The following is a 16,528-nucleotide window of genomic DNA, read 5'->3' on the forward strand; positions in this document are numbered from 1 at the left end:
CCCCGGTATGACGCCGGGGCGCGGCTCCGCTGCCTACCCTGAGCAGGCCATGCCCACTTCCTCCCCGCCGCCACCACCCCCGTCGTCCCCGCCGCCGACGACGGACGGTCTGCTGAGCGCCGCCCGCCGCAATCTGCGCGAGATCGCCCACGGACTGTCCCACCCCTCGCATCCCCCGACCCCGCTCCTGGCCGACGCCCCGAGACGGTGGCAGCGGCTCATGCCGTACGTCGTCGTCCTCGCCCTCGCGGCGGTCTTCGTCCCGGTCACGATCGCGGACCTGCGCGACCAGTACGGCCTGAACGGCGGTGTGGCGGGCGCCCTGGCCGTCGCGCAGGCCGCACCGCTGCTGATGCTGGCGCACCGGCCGCTCCAGGCCTGGTGGATCATCTTCCCGGCCGACATCCTGGGCGCGTTCGTGATGCTCGGGCACCCGGTCGAGAAGTACGCCGTCTGGCCGTGGACGCCGCCCGTCCTGATCGGCTACCTCTTCCTGCTGCTCGCGCTGGCCCTGCGCGAGACCCGGCGGACGCTGGTCTCCGTCTGGCTGGCGACGGGTGCGGCGGGTCTCTTCCTGCATCTGATCCGGCCCGAGCGCAGCAACGGCAGCGCGCTGCTGCTGGCCATCCTCGGCGCCGTGGTGCTGGTGATCGGCGCGGCGGTACGGGAACGAGGCGTCGCGCAGCGCCGGCTGGCCGAGCAGGAGACCATCAGCGAGGCCGAGCGGGCGCAGCGCACGCTGCTGGAGGAGCGCACCAGGATCGCCCGCGAACTGCACGACGTGGTCGCCCACCACATGTCGGTGATCACGGTCCAGGCGGACTCCGCCCCGTACCGGCTGGGCGGTCTCTCCGACGAGGTCCGCGAGGAGTTCGACTCGATCGCCGCGAGCGCGCGCGAGTCCCTCGGGGAGATGCGGCGGCTGCTGATGGTGCTGCGCAGCGAGGGCACGGAGGCCGAGCGGGCGCCGCAGCCGGGGCTCGACCGGCTGCAACAGCTGGTGGAGGCGACGGTACGGGCGGGGCTCCCGGCCGAGCTGTCGCTGCCCGCCGGACTGACGGGCCTGCCGCAGACGGTCGACCTGTCCGCGTACCGGATCGTGCAGGAGGCCCTGGCCAATGTGGTCCGGCACGCGCCGGGTGCCCGGACCCGGGTGTCGGTCAGCTCCGACGGTGCGCATCTGACGGTACTGATCGTCAACGACCCGCCGGAGCGCACGGGTTCGTCGCTCGCGCCGCTGGAGACGACGGGGACGGGACACGGTCTGGTCGGGATGCGTGAACGCGTACGGTTGACCGGCGGCACGCTCGACACCGGGCCGCTGCCGGACGGCGGCTTCCGGGTGGCCGCGCGCCTGCCACTCCCCCCGGCCGCACCCCCCAGCTCCGCCGGTGCCTCTGCCGGTGCTTCCGCCGCCCCCGCTTCCCCGCTCCCGCGTCCGGAGGACTCGTGACCATCAGTGTGATCATCGTCGACGACCAGGCCATGGTGCGGGCGGGGTTCGCGGCGCTGCTCGCCGCGCAGTCCGACATCGACGTGGTCGGTGAGGCGCCGGACGGGCGCCAGGCCGTCGACGTCAGCCGCCGGGTCCATCCGGACGTGGTGCTGATGGATGTCCGGATGCCCGAGATGGACGGCCTGGCGGCGGCGCGCGAGCTGCTGAACCCGCCGGTGGGCGTGGCGCATGTGCCAAAGGTGCTGATGCTGACCACGTTCGACGTGGACGACTACGTGTACGAGGCGCTGCGCGCCGGCGCGTCCGGCTTCCTGTTGAAGGACGCGCCACCGGCGGATCTGATCTCGGCGGTACGGGTGGTGGCGGCGGGCGACGCGCTCCTTGCCCCGTCCGTGACCCGGCGCCTGATCGCGGACTTCGCCCGGCAGGGGCCGTCCGGCGCGGCGCGCGGCGGGGCGGCGCTGCGGCTGAACGGGCTGACTCCGCGCGAGACGGAGGTGCTGGAGCTGATCGCCCGTGGGCTGTCGAACCAGGAGATCGCGGGGCGGCTCGTGCTGGCGGAGCAGACGGTGAAGACGCACATCGGGCGGGTGCTGGCGAAGCTGGATCTGCGGGACCGGGCGCAGGCGGTGATCTTCGCGTACGAGGCGGGTGTGGTGGTGCCGGGCGAGGGGTGATCTTCGCCGGGGCTCCGGTCCGGGCTCCGGTCCTCAATCGCCGGACGGGCTGGGGTTGGTACACCCCCTACCCCGGTATCACCCCCCGGTTGGCCCCCCGGTGTGACGCCCCCGCACCCACCGCCTTCCTACCTTCCTCCCCGTCACGCCGAACAACGTGACGGGATCCGGCTCAGCCGGAGAGGGAGGGTCACGGTCACATGCGCCGTTACGCAAGAACCTTGGTCGCGGTCGCGCTGGCGACCACCGTGGTGGCCGGGACGGCCGGCTGGGCCTCGGGGAACGCCCAGCAGGCGCTGACCGGGCCGCCGCCCGGCACCGCCGCCTGGCGGGCGGACCACGTGCTGGGGCGCGAGCTGCCCGATCCGGAGCGGGACACGCCCTCCGAAGTGAGCCGGTTCTTCCGGGGGTTGGACGATGAGGACCGGCAGACGCTCGTCACGCGGCACCCGCTCGTCGTAGGGAACCTCGACGGTGCACCGGTCGAACTGCGCTACCGGGCCAACGCCCTTGCGCTGAAAAGCAGTCACGACCCCCGGTACGCCCACCTCGCGGCGGACGGCCACCGGCGGATCCTCGCGTTCGACCCGCGCGGCCGGGGCCAAGTGGCCGAGGTTTTCGGCGACTTGGCTACGGCCCGGAGGGTGTCGGTGGTGGTGCCCGGTTCCGACATCGACGCGGGCACCTTCGACCGGACGACCGATGTGTACGGCACCCCGGCCGGCATGGCGAAGTCCCTGTACGCGCGGACAGGTCCGGGCACCGCCGTGATCGCCTGGGCCGGGTACACCACTCCGGTGGGCCTCGGCCTGGACGCCGCGACCGGCACCCTCGCCGAGGCCGGCTCCGCCCGCCTCACCCACTTCACGGACGGCCTCACGGCGGCCGGAGTACCCGTCACCACGGTGTTCTGCCACAGCTACGGCTCCGTCGTCTGCGGCCTGGCCGCGCCCCGCCTGCACGCCGCCGACCTGGTGGTGCTCGGCTCCCCCGGGATGCGCGCGGACAACGTCCGCGACCTGCGCACCGACGCCCGCGTCTGGGCTGCCAAGGACCCGGGCGACTGGATCGGCAAGGTCCCCCACATCGAGTTCGCCGGCCTCGGCCACGGCACCGACCCCGCCTCCCCGGACTTCGGCGCCCGCCGCATACCCGCCGACGACGCCGAGGGCCACACCGGCTACTTCGCCCCCGGCACAAAGTCGCTGCGCGCGTTCGCGGCGATCGCGGCGGGGGCCGTGCTCTGACACCTGGACCGTGGTCGTGAAGCTCCCCAACGACTGATTACGAGTTGCGAAGATACGCTCATCGGATTGGACAAGAATATGGTGCTCCGCACACGATGAGCGCTCCTGAACGCGTGTGCGGAGGCAAACCGCCGGTACGGCGAACTGTCCTCCGCACAGCGCTTCGCATCTTTCAACGGCACTGGAGAGACTTCGCCATGAGCTTCGGAGACCCGAACAACCCCTACGGGAACCAGCCTTCGTACGGCGGGCCGGGGTATCCGCAGCAGGCCCCGCAGGGTGTGCCCCCGCAGTACGGCTACCCGGCCCAGCCGTACGGGGCGTACCCGCCGGCCGGGATGCCCGGCATGGGCATCCCGGGACCGCCGCCGCTGGCCCACTGGGGGGAGCGCGTGGGGGCGTGGGTGCTCGACCTGCTGATCATCGTGGCGCCGATGTACGCCCTCGGCTTCATCGACCTCGCGCGGAGCGACGACCCGGCGAACGCCGACCCCGGGGTCTTCTTCGTGGTCGGTGTCGTCTACTTCTTCGTCATGGGCTTCTACCAGCTCTACCGGGAGGGGAAGACCGGTCAGACGACGGGCAAGAAGGTCCTCGGCATCAGCGTGCTCAGGGAACGCGACGGCAACACGCTCGGCTTCTGGCCGGCCTTCTTGCGCAAGATCGCGCACGCGCTGGACAGCTTCAGCTGCTACCTCGGCTGGCTGTGGCCGCTGTGGGACATCAAGCGGCAGACGTTCGCCGACAAGGTGTGCGGCACCGTCGTCGTCAAGGTCGCCAAGGGCTGACCGGCAGGCGGGGGGCCCGCTGCTCGCGGGCTCCCCGGGCCCGCCGGAGGCCATTGCCGCTGTCCGTCTACGGTGATTCCCACCGCTGCCAGAGCATTTCCAGGCCCAGCACAATCGCGCACAGCACCGCGACGGATCCGGGCACGGCCACGAGCGCCACATGGATCGCGCTGCTCTCGTCCGGGAGGAAGAGGTCCACCCAGCCCAGCGTCAGGGCCAGAGCGGTGGCGATTCCACCGACGCGTGAGGCCCATTCGAAAAGGTGCGCGTGCCACGGCTTCGACGCCCCGGAATCCCTTGACCGCACGTCAATACTGAAGAAAATCAGCAGAACAGCCAGGAATGAGATCAGGCTGACCATCTCGGCCGACGGCATCGTACGCATGGCGCGACCTTAACCCGGCCATTCACTCTCTGGATGAACCGGACGAACGGGACATTCGAGGCGCGACTGCCACAGAGCGACCGGCCGACGCGGACCCGCTATTCGCGCGCGGTCGAAGTCGAGCTCATGTCCGGGTAGCGGTCCCCCGCCACCTGGCCCGCGATCGGCTCCAGCAGCGCCAGCTCCTCGGACGTCAGCGTGATCCGGGTGGCGCCGAGGTTCTCCAGCAGCCGGCTGCTCTTGCGGGTGCCCGGGATCGGCACCACGGTCAGGCCGTACACCTGGGCGCGCCGGTGCACCCAGGCCAGTGCCACCTGAGCGGCGGTCGCCCCGTGGGCGGCGGCGATCTTGTGGACCGGCTCCAGCAGCGCGGCGTTCGTCCTCGCGTTGTCGCCGGTGAAGCGCGGCTGGAACTGCCGGAAGTCGTTCTTCGCCAGATCCTTGCCGGCGTCCGCGAACGCCCCGGTCAGGAAGCCCCGGCCGAGCGGCGAGTACGGCACGACGGTCACTCCGAGCTCCGCGGCGGCGGGCACCGCGCTGCGCTCGACGTCACGGCTGAAGAGCGACCACTCCGACTGGAGGGCGGCGATCGGGTGCACGGCGTGCGCCTCGCGCAGCTCCGCACCGGTCACCTCGCTCAGCCCGAGCTGCTTGACCTTGCCCTGCCGCACCAGCTCGGCCATCGCGCCGACGGACTCGGCCAGCGGCACGGCCGGGTCGCGGCGGTGCATGTAGTAGAGGTCGATGACATCGGTGTTCAGCCGGCGCAGGCTGCGCTCGACGGCCTGCCGGATGTACGCGGGGTCGTTCCGGATGCCCCGGTAGTGCGGGTCGTCGTCCCGGCGCTCGACGGCGAACTTCGTGGCGAGGGTGATCTCGTCCCGGTGCGCACCGACGAACGGGGCGATGAACGTCTCGTTGGCACCGCTGCCGTAGATGTCCGCGGTGTCGAAGAGGGTGACGCCCGCGGAGAGGGCCGTCTCCAGGGTCTCGCGTGCGGAGGCCTGGTCGGTGTCTCCGTAGAACTCGCTCATGCCCATGCAGCCGAGGCCCTGGACGCCGACCCGCGGGCCGCCCTTGCCGAGCTCCACGGTGGCGATCTTGTTGTCAGTCATCAGGTACTGGGCCTCTCCGGCGCCCGGCGGGCGCTCGCATAGAAGTCGATCTTGTGGTCGAGGACGGCCAGGGTGTCGTGGAGCTCCGCGATCCGCGTCCTCACGTCGCGGCGGGTCGCCTCCAGCAGTTCCTGCCGTTCCTCGAAGGTGTGGTCGCCCTCGCGCAGCAGCTCCGCGTAACGGACCATGTGGGCGACCGGCATCCCGGTCAGCCGCAGCTTGCCGACGAAGGACAGCCAGTCCAGGTCACGGTTGGTGAAGCGGCGCTGACCGGTGTGCGAACGGTCGACGTGCGGCATCAGCCCGATCCGCTCGTACCAGCGCAGCGTGTGTGCGGTGAGCCCGGTGAAGGCGACCACCTCGCTGATCGTGTACTGGTCCTGCCCCTCGGGGCGCGGATGCGCCCGGAGGGCCGATGCGCAGATATCGGTCCTCGTCGAAGTCGAAGTGGTCTCCATCACCGTCATGCCTCCACGCTAGAACCTTGGAGTGCACTCGAAGCAAGCGCAACCGGGGGCGAGTTTCGGCCGGCGCCGGACAGAACTCCGAACAGAACCCAGGACTCCGGAATCCGGCCGCTTGACGACCTAAGCTAATGCCGATAGCTTTTAGCTAACAACATTAGCCGCAGGGGATGCACGGAGGACGTCATGACCGAGTACCTGGCCGTAGACGGCGGCACGCTCGCATACGAGGTGGCGGGGTCCGGCCCGCTGATCGTTCTCGCGCACGGCATGGGCGACAGCCGCGCCGCGTACCGTGCCGCGATCCCGCCGCTGGTGGCAGCGGGCCACCGGGTCGCCGCGGTCGATCTGCGCGGCTGCGGCGAGTCCGGCGCCGACTGGCCCGCCTGGAGCCGCACCGCCATCGCGGGCGACCTGCTCGCCCTGATCCGCCACCTGGGCGGCCCCGCCGTACTCGTCGGCCATTCGATCTCCGGCGGCGCAGCAACCATCGCCGCGGCACGGGAGCCCGCCCTGATCACCGCCGTCGTCGAGTTGGCGCCGTTCACCCGCAAGCAGTCGGTCCGCCTCGGTGACCTGCGGGTGAAGCGCTTCCGGCAAGGCATGCTGCGGCTGCTCGGCGCGGGGGTGCTCGGCAGCGTGCGGCTCTGGCGCTCCTACCTCGACGTGGCCTACCCCGGCGTGAAGCCGGCCGACTGGACCGAGCGGCTCGGCCGCGTCGAATCCCTGCTGCGCGAGCCGGGCCGGATGAAGGCGCTCCAGGGCATGGGCCGCAGCGCCCCGACCGATGCCGGCGCGCAGCTCGGCAACGTCCGCTGCCCGGTCCTGGTCGTGATGGGCACGCTCGACCCCGACTGGGCCGACCCGCACGCCGAGGGTTCGGCGGTTGTCGACGCCCTGCCGTCCGGCCTCGGCCGCCTGGAGATGATCGAGGGCGCCGGGCACTACCCGCACGACCAGTTCCCCGACCAGGTGGTTCCGCTCGTGCTCGCCTTCATCCGGTCGGCGGCCGCCCGTGCCTAGGGCCGGCCTGGACCCGGCGACCGTGGTCGCCGCCGGCGCCGCCCTCGCCGACGAGGTGGGCCTCTCCAACCTGACGATGGCCCTGCTGGCCGAGCGGGTGGGCGTGCGCACCCCGTCCCTGTACAAGCACGTCGGCGGCCAGGAAGACCTCATCCGGCGCATCGCAGCGCTGGCGTTGAGCGAGACCGCCGACGCCGTCGGCAGCGCGGTCCAGGGGTACGCGGGCCGAGACGCCCTGGCGGCCGGGGCCCGCGCCTTCCGGGCCTTCGTCCTGGAGCACCCCGGCCGGTACGCCGCGACGATCGGCGTGGAACCGTCCGGCCCGGACGATCCGCTGGCCACCGCGGGCCGGCGGTCGCTCGACGCGTTCAGGGCGATCCTGCACGGCTACGACATCGGGGAGTCCGACGTGGACCACGCCCTGCGCATGCTCCGCAGCCTCTGCCACGGCTTCGCCACGCTACAAGCGGCCAACGGCTTCCAGTGGAGCACCGACGTCGACGAGAGCTTCGAGTGGCTGATCACCTTCGCCGACCGGGGCCTGCGCGCGATGTGAACATGCCGGAAGGGGCACGTCGTGACGGGCATTAACCTCGTACGTATGCAGAGCCTGGCGATGATCGAGAACTGGCCCGTCCCCACCGCGGCAGCAGCCGTCGTACGAGCGGACGGCACGGTGGTCGGTACGCACGGCCCGACCGCCCACCGTTTCCCGCTCGCCTCCGTCACCAAGCCGCTCGCCGCCTACGCGGCGCTGGTGGCGTACGAGGAGGGCGCGGTCGAGCTCGACGAGCCGGCCGGGCCCGAGGGTTCCACGGTCCGGCACCTGCTCGCCCACACCAGCGGCCTCGCCTTCGACGAGCACCGGGTGACGGCCCCGCCCGGCACCCGGCGGCTGTACTCCAACGCGGGCTTCGAGGTGCTCGGCGACCACATCGCCAAGGCGAGCGGCATCCCGTTCCCCGAGTACCTCCGCCAGGCGGTCCTGGAGCCGCTGGGTATGACCTCGACGACACTGGACGGCTCACCCGCCCGCGACGGCGCCTCCACCGTCGACGACCTGGCGCGGTTCGCGGCCGAGGTCCAGGCCCCGCGCCTCCTCGACCCGCGCACGGTGCTGGAGGCGCAGAGCGTCGTCCACCCCGGATTGAAGGGCGTCCTGCCCGGCTACGGCCACCAGAACCCCAACGACTGGGGCCTCGGCTTCGAGATCCGGGACTCCAAGTCCCCGCACTGGACCGGCGCGACGTCCTCCCCCGCGACCTTCGGGCACTTCGGCCAGTCCGGCACGTTCCTGTGGATCGACCCGGTCGCGGGCGCGGCCTGCGTGGCACTCACCGACCGCGCCTTCGGCCCCTGGGCCGCCGAGGTCTGGACGCCGTTCACCGACGCGGTACTGGCCGAGCTGGCGGCGTAACCGGGCCGGGATCGGTCGTCGGCGCGGCGGCGGCCCGGCACTCGAACCACACCGTCTTGCCGCCGCCGTCGCGGCGCACCTCCACGCCCCACTTGTCCGTGACGGCATCCACCAGGACCAGCCCGCGCCCGCCCTCGTCGAGCACATCGCCCTCGACCACGCGAGGCACCTTCGGGCAGCCGTCCGCCACCTCGACGCGGATGCCCTCGCCGTCCGGGAGCCGGAAGATGAACGTCTGGCAGCGGCGACCGGGCACATGCCGCACGACGTTGGCGATCAGTTCCGTGAACGCGAGCTCCGCCGCGTCGGCCACTCCCATAAGCCCCCACCCCTTGAGGTAGAGCCGCAGAATGCGCCGCAGGTGCCGGGCCGAGTGCTCGCCCATGGCGAAGTCGGCCCGGTAAACACGCTCTTCGGACTCAGTCCGGGGGGTAATTACGTGATTCATGTCACCATCGTGCGAGCAAGTGACTACGCTCGGCTACATACGGAACCGAACGCCGCGAGGCGTTGCGCATCGCGCCTGCACATCGGAGGTCCCCCGCCGTGGCCAACATCCAATCGCTCGACCCCAGCGCGTCCCCCCTGGACTACTACGGCTGGGAATTACGCCGCCAGCGCGAGGCCCACGGCCTGAAACAGCACCAGTTGGGCGAGATCATCTTCTGCACGGGCTCACTGATCGGCCAGATCGAGACGACGAAGAAGATCCCCACCCGCGACTTCTCGGAACGCGTGGACGCCGCCCTCGGCACGGACGGGGTGTTCTCCCGGCTGATGGGCCTGGTCCTGCGCAGCCAACTGCCGACCTGGTTCCAGCCGTACGCCGACATGGAGGCCCGCGCCGCGTACATCTCGACGTACCAGGCGCAGTTGGTCTACGGGCTGTTGCAGACGGAGGACTACGCGCGGGCGGTGCTGGCTACCGGTATGCCGGACGGTCTGGACAGCCTGGTCGCCGCCCGGATGGAACGCCAGCGCATCCTGGAGCAGGAGCGGCCGCCGCTGGCCTGGGCCGTCCTGGACGAGGCCGTGCTGCACCGGCCGATCGGCGGCGATGAGGTCATGCGCGCCCAACTGGTCCGGTTGTTGGAGTTCGTCACCAACCGGTGGATGCGCATCCAGGTGCTGCCCTTCTCGGCCGGTGAACACTCAAGTCTGGCTGGCTCGTTCACCACCATGCGCTTCGATGACGACCCGGACGTCGTCTACACCGAGGACCTCATCTCCGGCCATATGACCGCCAGCCCCGACACGGTCAGAGAGGGCTCGCTCCGATACGCTCATCTCCAGGCTGCCGCCCTCTCCGTGGAGGAGTCGGCGGCTCTGATCGCCCGCGTGATGGAGGAGCGTTATGGAGACCGGCCCCGACCTGAAGAGCGCGCAGTGGCGTAAGTCCAGCTACAGCGGAAACACCGGCGGCGAGTGCGTCGAGTGCACCGTGACCGGCGGCGCCGCCTGGCGTAAGTCGTCGCACAGCGGAAGCTCTGGCGGCGACTGCGTCGAGGTGGTTGACGGCTGCGCCGCCTCCGTGCCCGTCCGCGACAGCAAGAACCCGGCCGGGCCCGTCCTCGTCATCGGGGTCGACGCCTGGCGCGGCTTCGTGGCCGGGCTCTGAGACCGTCCGAAGCTCGTACGAAGCCCACCGTCCACCCGGACGTCACAGATCCCGGCCTCCTCTGGGGCCGGGATCTGTCTGCCCAGCCCCTTACCCGCAGACAGTTCCCGCCGGTCAGCAACCCCGTTGTGGTTCAGCCGACGCGGGTCTCGTAGGTCTCGCGGTTGGCGAGCACATCGTCCATGTGCGCCTCGGCCCAGGCCTTGAGGCCCCGCATCATCTCGTACAGGGACAGGCCCAGATCGGTCAGTTCGTAGGAGACCGTGACCGGCACGGTCGGCACCACGGTGCGGGACACCAGGCCGTCGCGCTCCAGGGAGCGCAGCGTCTGGGTGAGCATCTTCTGGCTGACGCCGGCCAGCAGGCGCTGTAGCTCCGAGTAGCGCATCACGCGGGGCTCGCCGGCGCAGTCGGCGCCGGGCTCATGCGCGCTGTCGCTGCCGAGCGCGGCCAGGATCAGCGTGACCCACTTGTTGGAAACCCGGTCGAGCAGCTTGCGGCTGGGACAGGCCGCTATGAAGGCGTCGTACTCCACCTTGGCCTGTGCCCTTTGCTGGGCCGCCGTCATCGTCGCCATGGACTGTTCCTCTCACCTGCGGGTGCGTTACGAACTCGGAAGTGCCTACTTCCCGATATGAAGCTACGCACCAATAGTGGTGCAAGGAGCCATCAGGCACCACCATCCCCTGGCTCACACGAAAGGCACATCATGCGCACCCCCTCCGCCTCGCTGCCCGGCGGCACCTGGAACCTGGGCGACCTGACCGTCACCCGGTTCGGCTACGGCGCCATGCAGCTGGCCGGCCCCTGGGTCATGGGCCCGCCCGCCGACCGCGACGGCGCACTCGCCGTCCTGAGGGAGGCCGTCGGCCTTGGCATCACCCACATCGACACCGCCGACGCCTACGGGCCGCACATCACCAACCAGCTGATCCGCGAAGCGCTGCACCCGTACTCCGACGCGCTGCACATCGTGACCAAGGTCGGCGCGACCCGCGACCAGGAGGGCGGCTGGCCCCCGGCACGCAAGCCCGAGGAGCTGCGCGGGGCCGTCACCGAGAACCTGGAGAACCTCGGCCTCGACACGCTGGATGTGGTCAACCTCCGGCTCGGCGACGCCCAGGGCCCCGTGACCGGTTCGCTCGCCGAGGCGTTCGAAACACTCGTCGAACTCCAGCAGCAGGGGCTGATCCGGCACCTCGGCGTGAGCAACGCGACGGCGGCACAGGTCGCGGAGGCACGCTCGATCGCGCCGATCGTGTGCGTCCAGAACATGTACAACCTCGCTCACCGCGAAGACGACGAGCTGATCGACGAACTCGCCTCACAGGGCATCGCCTATGTGCCCTTCTTCCCCCTAGGCGGCTTCAGCCCGCTGCAATCCTCCGCGCTCACGGCCGTGGCCACCCGGCTGGACGCGACGCCGATGTCGGTCGCCCTGACCTGGCTGTTGCAGCGGTCGCCGAACATCCTGCTGATCCCCGGCACCTCGTCGGTGGCGCACCTGCGAGAGAACGTCGCAGGTGCGGAACTCCAGCTCTCCGACGACGATCTCGCCGAGCTGGACAAGATCGGCCGCAATACATAAAGGATTCATATAAACTTGCTATGCTCCAGGCATGAGCCGCCGAGACGCCGCACACGACGCTTCCGATGCCATCGGGTCAGCCCTCTACGGTCTGGCCACCAGGGCCGTGAGACGCCTTCCCCGCGACATGAGCCTGACGTCCGCCGCCACCTTGGCCACCCTGGACAAGACCGGGCCGCGACGGATCACCGATCTGGCGGTGGCCGAGGGCGTCACCCAGCCCGCGATGACCGTCCTGGTCCGCGTGATGGAGGAATCCGGGCTGGTCGAGCGGAAGGGCGATCCGTCCGACAAGCGGGTCACGCTGGTGTGCCTGACCGAGGCCGGCGCGTCGTACGCCCGGACGCGACGCCAGGCGGGCGTCGACGCGTACGCGCGGTTGATCGACGCACTCACCGGTGACGAGATCGAGGCCTTGGCAGCAGCCCTTCCGGCGCTGCTGCATCTGGCGGAGCTCGAAAGCCACGCCCGAGAGGAGTCGGGCCGGTGACCGCGACCCGGGATCGTGGCCGGCCCGCGAGCACTGCCCCGATACGTTCCGAGGCGCGTCCGCTGGTCCCCGCCCTGGTGTTCATCGCGTTAGTCGTGGCGGCGGTCGCCAGCCTCGGGACGCCGCTCATCACCAGCGTGGCGACCACGTTCCATGTCTCCCTCGACAGCGCGCAGTGGACGCTGACCATCGCCCTGCTCAGCGGCGCCGTCGCCACACCCGTACTCGGCCGGCTCGGAGCCGGTCCGCACCGGCGGGCCACGATTCTCGCCACGCTGGCGATCGTCGTCGTCGGCAGCGCGCTCACCGTGCTGCCGCTGCCGTTCGTCTGGCTGCTCGTGGGCCGAGCGGCCCAAGGCGTCGGACTCGGTCTCACGGCGCTGATGATGGGCGTGGCCCGCGACCATCTTCCCGAGGAGCGCAGCGCGGCCACGATCGCCCTGATCTCGGTGGTCTCCATCATCGGAGCCGGCGTCGGCTACCCGCTGGCCGCGCTGCTCGCCGAGTTCGGCGGACTGCGGGCCGCCTACGGCCTCGGCCTGTTCGTCACCGCCATCGCCTTCGTGACCGCGTGGCGCTCCATGCCGGCGGCTCCCGAAGGCCGCTCCGCTCACGTGAACGTGGCCGGTGCGCTCGTCCTGGCGGGCGGACTGCTCCTCGTCCTGTTCCTGGCCGGCGAGAGGAACCTGTGGAGCCGGCACCTCGCCGTGGCGGTGACCCTTGCCGTCGCCGCCGTACTCCTGCTCTGCGTCTGGACCGTTTCCGAACTGCGGACCAAGACGCCCCTGGTCGACATCCGGGCGGTACGGCACCCGGCGGTCGCCGGGGCGAACATCGCCATGTTCGTCGGCGGGAGCGGGATGTACCTCCTGCTCACGCTCATCACCCGCTACGCGCAGACGCCGCACAGCGCCGGCTACGGCTTCGGACTGACCACCTTCGTGGCGGGGCTGGTCCTCATCCCGTTCTCCGTGCTGGGGTTCGTCGCCGGCAAGCTCACGCCGCGGGTCCGGATGCGGATCGACGGCCCCCTGCTCCTGGCCGGCAGCGCCGCCATCGTCGGCGGCGGGTTCGTCCTGTTCGCCACGGCCCGGTCCAGCCTGGCCGAACTGCTCGCGGCCATGGGCGTGCTGGGCTTCGGCGTCGGCAGCTTCTCGGCCGCCATGCCCGGCGTCATCCTGGCCGTCACCCCCAAGAGCGAGACGTCGAGCGCCATGAGCTTCAACTACGTCGTCCGCAGCGTCGGGTACTCCCTGGGCAGCGCCATCGGCGGTCTGGTCCTGGCCGCCGGCACCGCTACGGGCCGCCTCTTCCCGGACGACGACGCCTACACGACCGCGGCGCTGGTCGGCGTCGCCGCGATGGCGCTCACGACGATGGTCAGCCTCGCGCTCGCCCTCCGACGCTCACCCGAGACCGACCCGATCACAGCCCCAGTCGGTGCGCCGGGCCCGGACCGGTCGAGTCGAACCGAAAGCTGAGGATCGAAGCCGTCCGGCTTCGACGCCGTCTCCGTCGGCTCGCTGACCCACAGCGCGCCGGCCATGGATCCGAGCATGCTTCTGAGCATCAATTCCGAACGCAGGAGGTAACCGTGGCCAAGGGCTGTTGAGTCAGCGCCTACCGCACCATTGCCCTGACTCCCTGTCTCATGTCGTCCCTCCCCTCAGACCGTCGACACGCGGCCGGCGTACCGCTGGGTCCAGCCGGTCCCGGTGTTGGCGGCGGTGAGGACCACGTCGTAGTAGCCGTCCTCGGTGGGCCAGTTCACGACGGTGGAGGCGCCGGCGGGCACGGTGTGCTTCCGGGTGCCGCCGGTGTAGTCGTTGGCCGTCAGGGTGTAACGGACGGGATGTCTCCCGTCGTTGTGCAGCCTCAGCCTGACCACGGCGTGCCTGCCCCTGACCAGCTCCGCCTCGACGCGCGGAATGCCGACGTGCTTCCTGCTCTCGCTCTCGCTCTCGCTCTCGGGGGTCACCTGTCCGGCGAAGGAGCGGAGGAAGCCGTCGGGCCCGTAGACGGAGAAGGCGTACTTGCCGCCGGTCTTCGTCGTGTCCCAGGTGTACGAACGGGGGGCCGCCGCGGTCACCGTGTACGGCGTGTTGTCGAAGGCGAGGTACCGGTCGGGGAAGACCTGGAGGCTCACCGCCTTGCCCGCCGGACCGCCGGCCAGCGTCATGGACGCGGTCACCGTGCCGGTGGAGCGGTTCTCGGTGACGGTGGCGTGCGGGTGGAAGGAGAGGCCGCGCGGCTTCATCCGGTGCCGGGACGGCTTCGGCGGGGTCCCGGTGACCGGGTCGGCGATGACGACCGGGCCCGGTCGCGGGTGCGCGAAGTCGATCGCGCTGGTCAGGTCGCCGGCGATGGAGCGGCGCCAGTCGGTGATGTTCGGGCAGGTGAACGGCTTGCCCAGCGAGGACGCCCAGGTCTCCAGGAACTTCACCGTCGAGGTGTGGTCGAACACCTCCGACGCCACGTAGCCGCCTCGTGTCCACGGCGAGACCAGCAGCATCGGCACGCGGGGGCCGAACCCGTACGGAGTGGTGCCGGAGTACTCACCGGCCGTCCCCGCCTCGGGGCGCGGGGGCAGGACGTGGTCGAACTTTCCGTCGTTCTCGTCGTAGTTGATGATCACCAGGGTGTGGTTCCAGATGTCCTGGTTGCTCTGGAGCGTCTTGAGCACCTTGTTCATGTAGCGCTCGCCGTGCACCGTGTCGAAGCCCGGGTGCTCGCTCCACGCGGCGGGCATCACCACCCAGGAGACCTCGGGAAGCGGATGCTCGGCCCCCGGCTCGCAGGCATCGATGAGGTCGCGGAGCACGGCGTCGAGGTTCGCCTCGGAGTCGTCGTTGGGCGTGGTGGCGCCCTCGTAGACGAAGGAGTTGGCCTTCCAGATCTTGCCGGTGCCCGGTTCGAGGTCGGCCGCGTCCGCCGTGCGGGGGTCGAAGGCGGCGAAACTGTTGGTGACGTTGCAGCCGTACTCGCCGACGTAGCCGCTCTGGAGGCTGCCGCCGACGCTGTTGCCGCTGTTGTCGGAGTAGACCCGCCAGTCGATGCCGGCCTGCTGGAGCTGCTCGGGGACCGTGGTCCAGCTGCGGCTGTAGTCGTTCTGCTTGGCGTTGCTGGTCTCGCCGCCCGCCGCACCGGTCATCAGGTAGTAGCGGTTCGGGATGGTCGGCCCGTGCAGCGAGCAGAAGCTCATGTCGCAGACGGTGTACTGGGAGGCGAGCGAGTACATCCACGGCATGTAGTCGGGTGTGTAGTACCACATGCAGTGCTCGCCCTTGTCCTTCACCCAGGTGTCCCACCGCCCGCCGTTCGCACCGTAGAAGTTGTGGTTGTCGCTCCAGGTGGCGGTCGACGCGGCGGGCGTCACGATGGCGCCGGTGGCGTCGCGCTGCTGGAAGACGTCGGTGCCGTCCTGGAACCTCAGGACCTGCTTGTCGTGGTGCCCGCGCACACCGCGCAGCTGCCCGAGGTAGTGGTCGAAGGAGCGGTTCTCCTGCATCAGGATCACCACGTGCTTCAGGTCGGAGATGTCACCGTTGAAGCCTTTGGGCAGGACGTACTCGGCCGCACTGGCCTCCGCCCCGCCGACCGCTTCGGCGAGCGGGCCGACAGCCATCGCGCCGAGGGCGACAGCGGCCGTCTGGAGCATCCGCCGCCGGTTGATGCGGAATTCCTGGGCGGGTCTCACGGTGTCGATAGTCATCAGGCGGCCTCCAGGGGGAGAGTGGACCAAGGAGTGAACGTCGGCGCGTGCCTGCGAAAGCTTCGCCCGCCGGGGCGAACGGCGGGCGAACCGTGGCCGTATTCCTGAGACACCGGCAGATATTCTTTCCGCCGTTCCGCCGGGTGCGCTGTTCCGCCGTTCCGCCGTGTGCGCCGATCCGGGTGCGGAGCCGTGAAGTCGGGGCAGGGCCCAGCCGTCGGCCTGCGTCGGGCACCAACCCGACTGGCTTACTCGCCAGTTAGCCATAATCCGGCGGCCGCTGCTATACCGCCCGGCCCGCCGCCCAGCCCTGCGGCGTACGGCCGGCCTCGCGCTGCTTGCCGGGAAGTTGGAAGCGAAATGGGCGCGGGGGGTGCGGTTGGACGGGCCTCGAATGCGTGGGGAAGCGCCCAAATCACTCTCAATGCCGGATTGCGCGAAGGGCGTGGGGTGGCTCCGAGGCCATCGCGAGCGCGCGAGCGGGAGGTGCTCGGGGCGGCCGAGGGAGTCGTACCGGGTCTTTTGCGTTCCCCTGACCGGGCTGCGGG

Annotated in this window: 18 protein-coding genes; 12 read left to right on the top strand and 6 right to left on the bottom strand. The window is 70.6% G+C overall.

Annotation, left to right across the window (positions count from 1 at the left end; translation table 11 throughout):
* Positions 1-49: 49 nt before the first annotated feature.
* From ACZ6S6_RS03680 to ACZ6S6_RS03695, 4 genes are all read left to right on the top strand, one after another.
* On the top strand, positions 50-1,453 hold the full coding sequence (locus ACZ6S6_RS03680) for a sensor histidine kinase (RefSeq protein WP_469703609.1): 1,404 nt from the start codon (positions 50-52) through the stop codon (positions 1,451-1,453).
* Positions 1,450-2,133, top strand: coding sequence for a response regulator (locus ACZ6S6_RS03685; RefSeq protein WP_469703612.1), 684 nt, complete (start codon positions 1,450-1,452; stop codon positions 2,131-2,133). Before ACZ6S6_RS03680 ends, ACZ6S6_RS03685 begins: the two co-directional genes overlap by 4 nt.
* Before the next feature lie 200 nt (positions 2,134-2,333).
* Positions 2,334-3,380, top strand: a complete 1,047-nt coding sequence (locus tag ACZ6S6_RS03690) for an alpha/beta hydrolase (protein ID WP_469703614.1) — start codon at positions 2,334-2,336, stop codon at positions 3,378-3,380.
* A 197-nt stretch (positions 3,381-3,577) separates the two neighbouring features.
* Positions 3,578-4,168, top strand: coding sequence for an RDD family protein (locus tag ACZ6S6_RS03695; protein ID WP_469703618.1), 591 nt, complete (start codon positions 3,578-3,580; stop codon positions 4,166-4,168).
* A gap of 67 nt (positions 4,169-4,235) precedes the next feature.
* Here ACZ6S6_RS03695 and ACZ6S6_RS03700 read toward each other — a convergent pair whose 3' ends face one another.
* The 3 genes from ACZ6S6_RS03700 to ACZ6S6_RS03710 form a co-directional block, all read right to left on the bottom strand.
* The gene (locus ACZ6S6_RS03700) at positions 4,236-4,553 is read right to left on the bottom strand and encodes a hypothetical protein (protein ID WP_362958610.1); all 318 of its coding nucleotides are present in this window, start codon (positions 4,551-4,553) and stop codon (positions 4,236-4,238) included.
* 98 nt (positions 4,554-4,651) lie between these two features.
* Positions 4,652-5,668 carry an aldo/keto reductase gene (locus ACZ6S6_RS03705; RefSeq protein ID WP_362958607.1) on the bottom strand — a complete coding sequence of 339 codons (1,017 nt, stop codon included), beginning with the start codon at positions 5,666-5,668 and terminating at the stop codon, positions 4,652-4,654.
* Positions 5,668-6,135 (bottom strand): MerR family transcriptional regulator, encoded by a 468-nt coding sequence (locus ACZ6S6_RS03710; protein ID WP_362958604.1) that lies wholly within the window; start codon positions 6,133-6,135, stop codon positions 5,668-5,670. Before ACZ6S6_RS03710 ends, ACZ6S6_RS03705 begins: the two co-directional genes overlap by 1 nt.
* A 183-nt stretch (positions 6,136-6,318) precedes the next feature.
* On the opposite strand from ACZ6S6_RS03710, the gene ACZ6S6_RS03715 reads away from it, so the two are divergent.
* Genes ACZ6S6_RS03715 through ACZ6S6_RS03725 form a run of 3 tightly spaced genes read left to right on the top strand, consistent with a single transcriptional unit; the run spans position 6,319 to position 8,572 of the window.
* Positions 6,319-7,155: an alpha/beta fold hydrolase gene (locus ACZ6S6_RS03715; RefSeq protein ID WP_469703620.1), complete on the top strand. Its 837-nt coding sequence runs from the start codon at positions 6,319-6,321 to the stop codon at positions 7,153-7,155.
* Positions 7,156-7,177: 22 nt separating this feature from the next.
* Positions 7,178-7,711 carry a TetR/AcrR family transcriptional regulator gene (locus ACZ6S6_RS03720; RefSeq protein WP_362958846.1) on the top strand — a complete coding sequence of 178 codons (534 nt, stop codon included), beginning with the start codon at positions 7,178-7,180 and terminating at the stop codon, positions 7,709-7,711.
* Positions 7,712-7,756: 45 nt separating this feature from the next.
* Positions 7,757-8,572, top strand: coding sequence for a serine hydrolase domain-containing protein (locus tag ACZ6S6_RS03725; protein ID WP_469703872.1), 816 nt, complete (start codon positions 7,757-7,759; stop codon positions 8,570-8,572).
* Here the strand turns inward: ACZ6S6_RS03725 and ACZ6S6_RS03730 are convergent.
* Entirely contained in the window at positions 8,538-9,020 is a 483-nt protein-coding gene (locus ACZ6S6_RS03730; RefSeq protein WP_362958598.1) for an ATP-binding protein, read from the bottom strand. The two genes, ACZ6S6_RS03725 and ACZ6S6_RS03730, sit on opposite strands and share 35 nt — an antisense overlap.
* A 98-nt stretch (positions 9,021-9,118) precedes the next feature.
* Between ACZ6S6_RS03730 and ACZ6S6_RS03735 the strand changes: the two genes are divergently transcribed.
* A complete protein-coding gene (locus ACZ6S6_RS03735; RefSeq protein ID WP_469703623.1) occupies positions 9,119-9,967 on the top strand; it encodes a helix-turn-helix domain-containing protein in 849 nt (282 codons plus the stop codon).
* Positions 9,927-10,190: a DUF397 domain-containing protein gene (locus ACZ6S6_RS03740; protein WP_469703625.1), complete on the top strand. Its 264-nt coding sequence runs from the start codon at positions 9,927-9,929 to the stop codon at positions 10,188-10,190. Before ACZ6S6_RS03735 ends, ACZ6S6_RS03740 begins: the two co-directional genes overlap by 41 nt.
* 133 nt (positions 10,191-10,323) lie before the next feature.
* Here the strand turns inward: ACZ6S6_RS03740 and ACZ6S6_RS03745 are convergent, their stop codons facing one another.
* Positions 10,324-10,767 (bottom strand): winged helix-turn-helix transcriptional regulator, encoded by a 444-nt coding sequence (locus ACZ6S6_RS03745; RefSeq protein WP_469703628.1) that lies wholly within the window; start codon positions 10,765-10,767, stop codon positions 10,324-10,326.
* Between the two features lie 132 nt (positions 10,768-10,899).
* Between ACZ6S6_RS03745 and ACZ6S6_RS03750 the strand changes: the two genes are divergently transcribed.
* The 3 genes from ACZ6S6_RS03750 to ACZ6S6_RS03760 are packed head-to-tail and all read left to right on the top strand — an operon-like array spanning position 10,900 to position 13,749.
* A complete protein-coding gene (locus ACZ6S6_RS03750) occupies positions 10,900-11,778 on the top strand; it encodes an aldo/keto reductase family oxidoreductase (protein ID WP_469703630.1) in 879 nt (292 codons plus the stop codon).
* 31 nt (positions 11,779-11,809) lie between these two features.
* Entirely contained in the window at positions 11,810-12,268 is a 459-nt protein-coding gene (locus ACZ6S6_RS03755; protein ID WP_469703632.1) for a MarR family winged helix-turn-helix transcriptional regulator, read from the top strand.
* Complete coding sequence (locus ACZ6S6_RS03760; RefSeq protein ID WP_469703634.1) at positions 12,265-13,749, top strand: MFS transporter; 1,485 nt, start codon at positions 12,265-12,267, stop codon at positions 13,747-13,749. Before ACZ6S6_RS03755 ends, ACZ6S6_RS03760 begins: the two co-directional genes overlap by 4 nt.
* A 185-nt stretch (positions 13,750-13,934) precedes the next feature.
* Here the strand turns inward: ACZ6S6_RS03760 and ACZ6S6_RS03765 are convergent, their stop codons facing one another.
* The gene (locus ACZ6S6_RS03765) at positions 13,935-15,980 is read right to left on the bottom strand and encodes an alkaline phosphatase family protein (protein WP_469703636.1); all 2,046 of its coding nucleotides are present in this window, start codon (positions 15,978-15,980) and stop codon (positions 13,935-13,937) included.
* Positions 15,981-16,528 lie beyond the last annotated feature (548 nt).

The sequence above is a fragment of the Streptomyces sp. NPDC048671 genome (genome assembly GCF_055587045.1).

Excerpts from the sequence above, each read along its gene's own strand:
- ACZ6S6_RS03705 (WP_362958607.1), bottom strand. The coding sequence starts at position 5,668 with ATGACTGACAACAAGATCGCCACCGTGGAGCTCGGCAAGGGCGGCCCG.
- ACZ6S6_RS03730 (WP_362958598.1), bottom strand. The coding sequence starts at position 9,020 with ATGAATCACGTAATTACCCCCCGGACTGAGTCCGAAGAGCGTGTTTAC.
- ACZ6S6_RS03690 (WP_469703614.1), top strand. The coding sequence starts at position 2,334 with ATGCGCCGTTACGCAAGAACCTTGGTCGCGGTCGCGCTGGCGACCACC.
- ACZ6S6_RS03755 (WP_469703632.1), top strand. The coding sequence starts at position 11,810 with ATGAGCCGCCGAGACGCCGCACACGACGCTTCCGATGCCATCGGGTCA.
- ACZ6S6_RS03680 (WP_469703609.1), top strand. The coding sequence starts at position 50 with ATGCCCACTTCCTCCCCGCCGCCACCACCCCCGTCGTCCCCGCCGCCG.
- ACZ6S6_RS03745 (WP_469703628.1), bottom strand. The coding sequence starts at position 10,767 with ATGGCGACGATGACGGCGGCCCAGCAAAGGGCACAGGCCAAGGTGGAG.
- ACZ6S6_RS03700 (WP_362958610.1), bottom strand. The coding sequence starts at position 4,553 with ATGCGTACGATGCCGTCGGCCGAGATGGTCAGCCTGATCTCATTCCTG.
- ACZ6S6_RS03740 (WP_469703625.1), top strand. The coding sequence starts at position 9,927 with ATGGAGACCGGCCCCGACCTGAAGAGCGCGCAGTGGCGTAAGTCCAGC.
- ACZ6S6_RS03725 (WP_469703872.1), top strand. The coding sequence starts at position 7,757 with ATGCAGAGCCTGGCGATGATCGAGAACTGGCCCGTCCCCACCGCGGCA.
- ACZ6S6_RS03710 (WP_362958604.1), bottom strand. The coding sequence starts at position 6,135 with ATGACGGTGATGGAGACCACTTCGACTTCGACGAGGACCGATATCTGC.
- ACZ6S6_RS03695 (WP_469703618.1), top strand. The coding sequence starts at position 3,578 with ATGAGCTTCGGAGACCCGAACAACCCCTACGGGAACCAGCCTTCGTAC.
- ACZ6S6_RS03715 (WP_469703620.1), top strand. The coding sequence starts at position 6,319 with ATGACCGAGTACCTGGCCGTAGACGGCGGCACGCTCGCATACGAGGTG.
- ACZ6S6_RS03765 (WP_469703636.1), bottom strand. The coding sequence starts at position 15,980 with ATGACTATCGACACCGTGAGACCCGCCCAGGAATTCCGCATCAACCGG.
- ACZ6S6_RS03750 (WP_469703630.1), top strand. The coding sequence starts at position 10,900 with ATGCGCACCCCCTCCGCCTCGCTGCCCGGCGGCACCTGGAACCTGGGC.